Raw genomic sequence first — 5,848 nt, forward strand, 5'->3', positions numbered from 1 at the left:
TCTCAATATTGCTAATAACTTTAACGATATTGATGCAGGAGATAGTTTAACCTATACCGCCACCTTAGCCGATGGTAAACCTTTACCCAGTTGGTTAACATTTAATAGCACAACCGGAACTTTTACCGGAACACCCACGAATAGTGATGTCGGGAATATTGCTATCAAAGTGACAGCTAAAGATAGCAGTAATGCAACGGTTGAAAATAGTTTCCAACTGACAGTTAATAACGTTAACGACGCTCCGACTGCGACTGCTATCAGCAACCAAACCGTTAACGAAGATAGCAGTTTCAGTCTCAATATTGCTAATAATTTCAGTGATATTGATGCAGGAGATAGTTTAACCTATACCGCCACCTTAGCCGATGGTACAACCTTACCCAGTTGGTTAACATTTAATAGCACAACGGGAATATTTACCGGAACACCGACTAACAGTGATGTCGGAAATCTTGACATTAAAGTTATCGCAACCGATAGTAATAATGCCACCGTTGACAATAGTTTCCAACTCACCGTTAATAACGTTAACGACGCTCCAACTGCGACTCCTATTGGGAACCAAACCGCCACAGAAGATAGCAATTTCAATCTCAATATTGCTAATAACTTTAACGATATTGATGCAGGAGATAGTTTAACTTATACCGCTACCTTAGCCGATGGTAAACCTTTACCCAGTTGGTTAACTTTAGACAGCACAACCGGAACTTTTACCGGAACACCGACTAACAGTGATGTTGATGCGTTGACTATTAATGTTACTGCTACCGATAAAAGTGGAGCAAGTATTAGTGATAGTTTCCTGTTGAGCATTATACCCACGCCGACACCAACACCGGAACCCACACCGGAACCCACACCGGAGCCAACACCAACACCGACACCGGAGCCAACACCGGAGCCAACACCCACGTCAACACCGGAACCAACACCCAACTCCAGTCGTGATTTTTATGAGCCTAGTAATTTCATTAAAACCCTTGATTTTCCTGCTTTAAAACCTAACACAAACTCCCTATCCCAGGTTTCCAGTAATGGCAATGAGGAGATCTCAGGTACAGCCGAATCTGATCAAATCTTTGGTAAAGACGGTGACAATAATATTGAAACCGGAGATGGCAACGACGAAATTAACGGCAATCAAGGGAACGACTATATCAATGCTGGCAAAGGCAAAGATCTAGTTTTCGGTGGCAAAGGCAACGACCAAATCGACGGTGGCGAGAATGATGATGACTTGTTTGGCAACCTTGGTAACGATACCATTGCTGGAAATACTGGCAATGACTCGATTAATGGGAATCAAGGAGATGACCTGATTGATGGTGGTGATGGCAAAGATGAACTGTTCGGAGGTCAGAATAATGACTTTGTTAAAGGTGGTAATCAAGATGATATCATCTTCGGCAACCAAGGAACAGACCGACTTGAAGGAAACGACGGTGACGATACCCTGTTTGGGAACCAAGATAGTGATACAATCTCTGGTAACTCCGGTCAAGATCTGATCTATGGTGGTGCTGACAACGACCTGCTCGACGGCAACGACGGTGACGATACCCTCTGGGGAGATGAAGGTAACGATACCCTTGATGGCGGAGAAGGTAACGATCTTCTCACCGGAGGCCAAGGCAACGATATCTTAGTGGGGGCTGAAGGTGCTGATACTCTGACCGGAGGCGAAGGTAGTGACCGCTTTGTTCTGGTTTCGGAATTTGGCCCTGATACGATTACCGACTTTACTTCTGGGGTAGACTTGATTGTCCTTGATGATGGTCTCACCTTTGAACAACTGACTCTCACCCTGGTCAATGGTTCGACGCAAATTCAGGTGATTGACACTCCCCGCTCTGAAGAGACGGGGATTCTACATTCTACGTCAGAATTTGCTCAACCAGGTTTTCACCAAGAAGAGTAGAGACTCCAACTCCTGTAGCGTTAATTCGGGAATGCCCTTCCCTATTTTTAGCTAAATTCAGAATGTTAATTGCAGCGTTTGTATCTCTGTGCAACTCACATCCACAAGTACAAACATGGGTGCGAGTTGATAGAGATTTTTTCACAATTACCCCACAATTAGAACATTTCTGTGAAGTGTAATGGGGTGGAACTGGTATTGCCAATTTATCAAATTTAGCTGCAAAATATTCTATCCATTGTCGGAACAAATACCAACTGGCATCACTAATTGATTTAGCCAAACAGTGGTTTTTAACTAAATTCTTAACACTTAAATCTTCGTAGGCTACTACATCGTTAGATGTGCATACGTTACGCGCTAGTTTTTTAGCGTGTTCATTCCGTTGCCTGCTTACTTTTAAGTGTTTTTTAGCGTAAACTTTTCTGGCTTTCCGTCTTCCTGATGAACCTTTAACCTTTTTATAGATTTGTCTCTGAGATTTTTTAATCGACGTTTCCGCCTTTCTTAGAAACTTGGGATTTGGTTCTTGATACCCGTTAGAGTCTGTATAGAAAGATTCTATTCCAACATCCAGTCCGATTTCCTTTCCGGTTTTCGGTTGAACATCAGTGACGGTAATATTCAGGCAAAATTGACAGTAATATCCATCAGCGCGACGAATTAAACGAATCCGTTTAATATCTTTGACGTTGTAAGTATGGATATCCCATTTTCCTAAAAGTTTAAGTTCACCAATACCTTTTTTGTCAGTTATGGTAATTCTTCTTTTAGTGGGATGCAATGACCAACCCGATGTTTTATATTCAACAGAACGACAATCTTTCTGAAATCTAGGAAATCCTTTCTTTCCAGAAACCTTTTTCTTACAATTTTCGTAAAAACGAGAAATTGCCGACCATGCTCGTTCCGCAGCAGCTTGTACTGCCATTGAATTTAAGTCTTTGACAAAATCGAATTGTGAACGAAGTTCTGTAGAATACTTGTTTAAAGCAAATCGATTAATTTTGGTATCTTTAGGTGCGTCCATCCAATACCGAATAGACTTGTTTCTAATAAACTGTACCGTTTTAATCGCCTCATCAATCGCTTTGTACTGATGAGGTTTTGCTTTGATTTTGTATTCTATAACTATCATTGATTCGACCTGTCAATGGGTTGTCTGTTTGCTACTATCAACCTTAACACAGTAAACTAGATTTGTCGATAAAAATATCAGAACAACCAAATATGAAACTGAAGTCTATAGATTACAAGCATTACAACCACTCAGTCGGATTAGCTTGTGTCCACCTGGTTTGGATTCCAAAACGAAGAAAGCGTGTGCTAGTTGGAAACGTAGCAACACGCTGTCGGGAGATATTTTATGAATTAGCAATTGAGAAAGAATGGGAGATTAAAGCACTGGAGATAGCTCCTGACCATATTCATTTATTTATCTGCCATCAACCTAATTATTCGATTAGTCAGATTGTGCAAGCTTTCAAAGGGAGATCGTCGTGTTACCTCAGAAGAGAATTTCCTGATTTACTGAAACTTCCTAGTTTATGGACTCGCTCCTATTTTCACACAACTGCTGGTAGTGTTAGCTCGAAAGTTATCATGGAATATATTAATGACCCCCATCACAGTACCCATTAAAAGACAGGCGCTTAAAAGCGCTGCTTGCCTTCATCCACGAACTGAAGTTACGTGGTTTTCGGCTCTGCCAATAATAAGTTTTGATTCAGCATTTTGGTTGAGTCTAGTTATAATTAAATTATACTTTTTCTGATGATTTTGTAGCAAAATATGACTGTCATTCTACACCCTAAAACTTTAACAGAAGCTCAATTAATTCAGGCATTAACAACAACAACGCAGTCGCTACTTTATCCGAGTGAGTCGGATTATCCCATCACAATTAAAACTCTCAGTAGTGCGGACATCGGAGATAAGCTAACGATTTCAGAATTGACTCGGCATCTCTACACTCAACAGCAACTCACTCCCCCTCAGAGAATCCAGAAACGCACTCTGGTTTATTGGACAAAAACATTCTTCGGCAACCTCCCTCTCTTATTAATCCGCTATTCCGATGGTTCCTATTCTGTCCAACCTCCTGAGCATCCGGTGGAACTGTGGCGGACTCTGCATAGCTTGGTTTTCGATCACTTAATTCATGTGGCGCTCTGGCACTGCATTCTCAATGGGGTTGAATCGGATTTGCATCTGATTGGTCGTCATGTTCTGATTCAGCATGATCCTGAGACTAACGCCGCCAATCTCCAACTCGGTAACTGGGTCGCGCTGTCTACTCGCATCATACAAACTTAAGTTCTTACTGAATTCAGTAAGTAATGCAGTATTTCAGTAATGCAGTAAGTAAATGATGCTTTGCTGGCTTAATGCCTGTTCTACTGCTGTACTTCAGTAATGCTTAACTGCCTTAAAGATTTATTGACTGCAACGTTTGCTGAAATACTTCAGTAATGCTTTATTGCCGTAGTTCAGTAATTTTTTACTGCATTAAGGTTTTGTTGGCTGTTTTACTGATATACTTAAGTAATGCAGTAAGTATTTAATGCAATCAGTAAGTAAATTAGTAAATGATTAAGTATTGCAGTCAGTAAATAAGTAAGTGAGGTAGAGGGTGGCAATCATTGCCTTAATCAATCAGAAGGGGGGGTGTGGCAAGTCTACCTCCTCGGTTCATTTAGCGTATTGGCTTCAGTTCAAGCAAAACTATCGGGTGTTGCTCATCGATGCTGATGCTCAACGGTCAAGTTCACAGTGGGTTGAGGGAATGGAGAATCCGATCCCTTGTCAAGTGATTCAATCCCCGGATGATCTTTTAGAGCAGATTCCAGAGTTGGTGAAAGATTACGATTACCTGATTGTTGACGGCCCCGCAAGTTTAGCAGAAGAAACCAGAGCCATTTTATTCAGATGTGATCTAGCCGTGATTCCAGTACAGCCGACGGGTGTTGATTTACGGTCTGCTTCCGATGCCATGCGATTACTGAAACAGGCCCAGTCAGTTCGAGGGGGATTACCCAAAGGTTTAGTTTTCTTGAGTCGTGCAGTGAAGAATACCAAACTCAAAGAAGAAGCGATCGCCCTTTTATCTCAAATCCCTGATGCCAAGTTTCTGAAACCGATTATTCACCAGAAACAAGCCGTAGCCGACACTTCCGGTCAATCCTTAACAGTTTGGGACTTACCCGGACAAGCGGCGAGTGAAGCTGCGACAGAATACGAGCGATTATTCAAAGCGATCCTCAAACAGTTGGAGGAAGCATGAACAGAAAACAATCCCGCAAACCCTTGACTGATGCGCTTGCCAAAGAATTTGTGTATGGCACAGGAGACAATAAAGTTCCTCCGGCGGTGACTCCCGAACCGATAGCAACCGTTGAAGTTTCCGAAACCGAGCCAACACTAGCACCTACTCCAGCACCGACATTACAACCGACACCGGAACCCACGCCAGAACCAACACCACAACAGCAATTAACAATGATGGACAAACTACAATTTCAACCCAAGGAAGGGACAAAGCGATTCACTGTTGATTTAGCTGAATCAACCCATAGAAAATTGTCGATGTTAGCCGCCAGGACAGGACGAACGAAAGCGGAAATTGTCAGACTGCTGTTAGAAGATGCCCTCAAGGATGTTCAGGAGTAATCTAGCTTTTCATCAGGACTCAACCAATCTTCCAGCGTTTTGAGAATATCCTCCAGAATAGGCTGAGTTTGCAACTCCTCCGCCACCCAATGTAACGCCGGGGGGATTTTCAATAGCTTAATCAGTCGAGGTTTCCAATCGGTACGAGTTAACAGATTCCAAAACTGTGTCCAAAACCGTTTCAGCAATTCCGGTGGTTCTCCGGCGGGTTTCTGTTCAGGAACATCACTCACAACAGCTTCTATATTACTTATT

7 protein-coding genes are annotated in these 5,848 nt (G+C 42.3%); 5 read left to right on the top strand and 2 right to left on the bottom strand.

Annotated elements, in window-relative coordinates:
* Nucleotides 1–1,924, top strand: a 1,924-nt coding sequence (locus ACKPEB_RS19650; protein WP_408966680.1) for a putative Ig domain-containing protein, incomplete at its 5' end; no start/stop codon positions are given.
* Here the strand turns inward: ACKPEB_RS19650 and ACKPEB_RS19655 are convergent.
* Nucleotides 1,881–3,062 carry an RNA-guided endonuclease InsQ/TnpB family protein gene (locus tag ACKPEB_RS19655; protein WP_408966681.1) on the bottom strand — a complete coding sequence of 394 codons (1,182 nt, stop codon included), beginning with the start codon at nucleotides 3,060–3,062 and terminating at the stop codon, nucleotides 1,881–1,883. The genes ACKPEB_RS19650 and ACKPEB_RS19655 overlap by 44 nt on opposite strands.
* Before the next feature lie 92 nt (nucleotides 3,063–3,154).
* On the opposite strand from ACKPEB_RS19655, the gene tnpA reads away from it, so the two are divergent.
* The 4 genes from tnpA to ACKPEB_RS19675 all read left to right on the top strand — a co-directional run bounded on the left by tnpA (nucleotide 3,155) and on the right by ACKPEB_RS19675 (nucleotide 5,593).
* Complete coding sequence (gene tnpA, locus ACKPEB_RS19660; protein ID WP_408966682.1) at nucleotides 3,155–3,565, top strand: IS200/IS605 family transposase; 411 nt, start codon at nucleotides 3,155–3,157, stop codon at nucleotides 3,563–3,565.
* A gap of 150 nt (nucleotides 3,566–3,715) precedes the next feature.
* The gene (locus ACKPEB_RS19665; RefSeq protein ID WP_408966683.1) at nucleotides 3,716–4,240 is read left to right on the top strand and encodes a nuclease A inhibitor family protein; all 525 of its coding nucleotides are present in this window, start codon (nucleotides 3,716–3,718) and stop codon (nucleotides 4,238–4,240) included.
* Between the two features lie 316 nt (nucleotides 4,241–4,556).
* The gene (locus ACKPEB_RS19670; RefSeq protein ID WP_408966684.1) at nucleotides 4,557–5,207 is read left to right on the top strand and encodes an AAA family ATPase; all 651 of its coding nucleotides are present in this window, start codon (nucleotides 4,557–4,559) and stop codon (nucleotides 5,205–5,207) included.
* Nucleotides 5,204–5,593 carry a hypothetical protein gene (locus ACKPEB_RS19675; RefSeq protein WP_408966685.1) on the top strand — a complete coding sequence of 130 codons (390 nt, stop codon included), beginning with the start codon at nucleotides 5,204–5,206 and terminating at the stop codon, nucleotides 5,591–5,593. The genes ACKPEB_RS19670 and ACKPEB_RS19675 overlap by 4 nt, the downstream gene beginning before the upstream one ends.
* On the opposite strand, the gene ACKPEB_RS19680 is transcribed toward ACKPEB_RS19675, so the two are convergent.
* Nucleotides 5,584–5,848: hypothetical protein (locus tag ACKPEB_RS19680; RefSeq protein WP_408966686.1), on the bottom strand; the 265-nt coding region annotated here is incomplete at its 5' end. The two genes, ACKPEB_RS19675 and ACKPEB_RS19680, sit on opposite strands and share 10 nt — an antisense overlap.

It is taken from the genome of Planktothrix sp. (genome assembly GCF_046067725.1).
In the GTDB taxonomy this organism is placed as follows: domain Bacteria; phylum Cyanobacteriota; class Cyanobacteriia; order Cyanobacteriales; family Microcoleaceae; genus Planktothrix.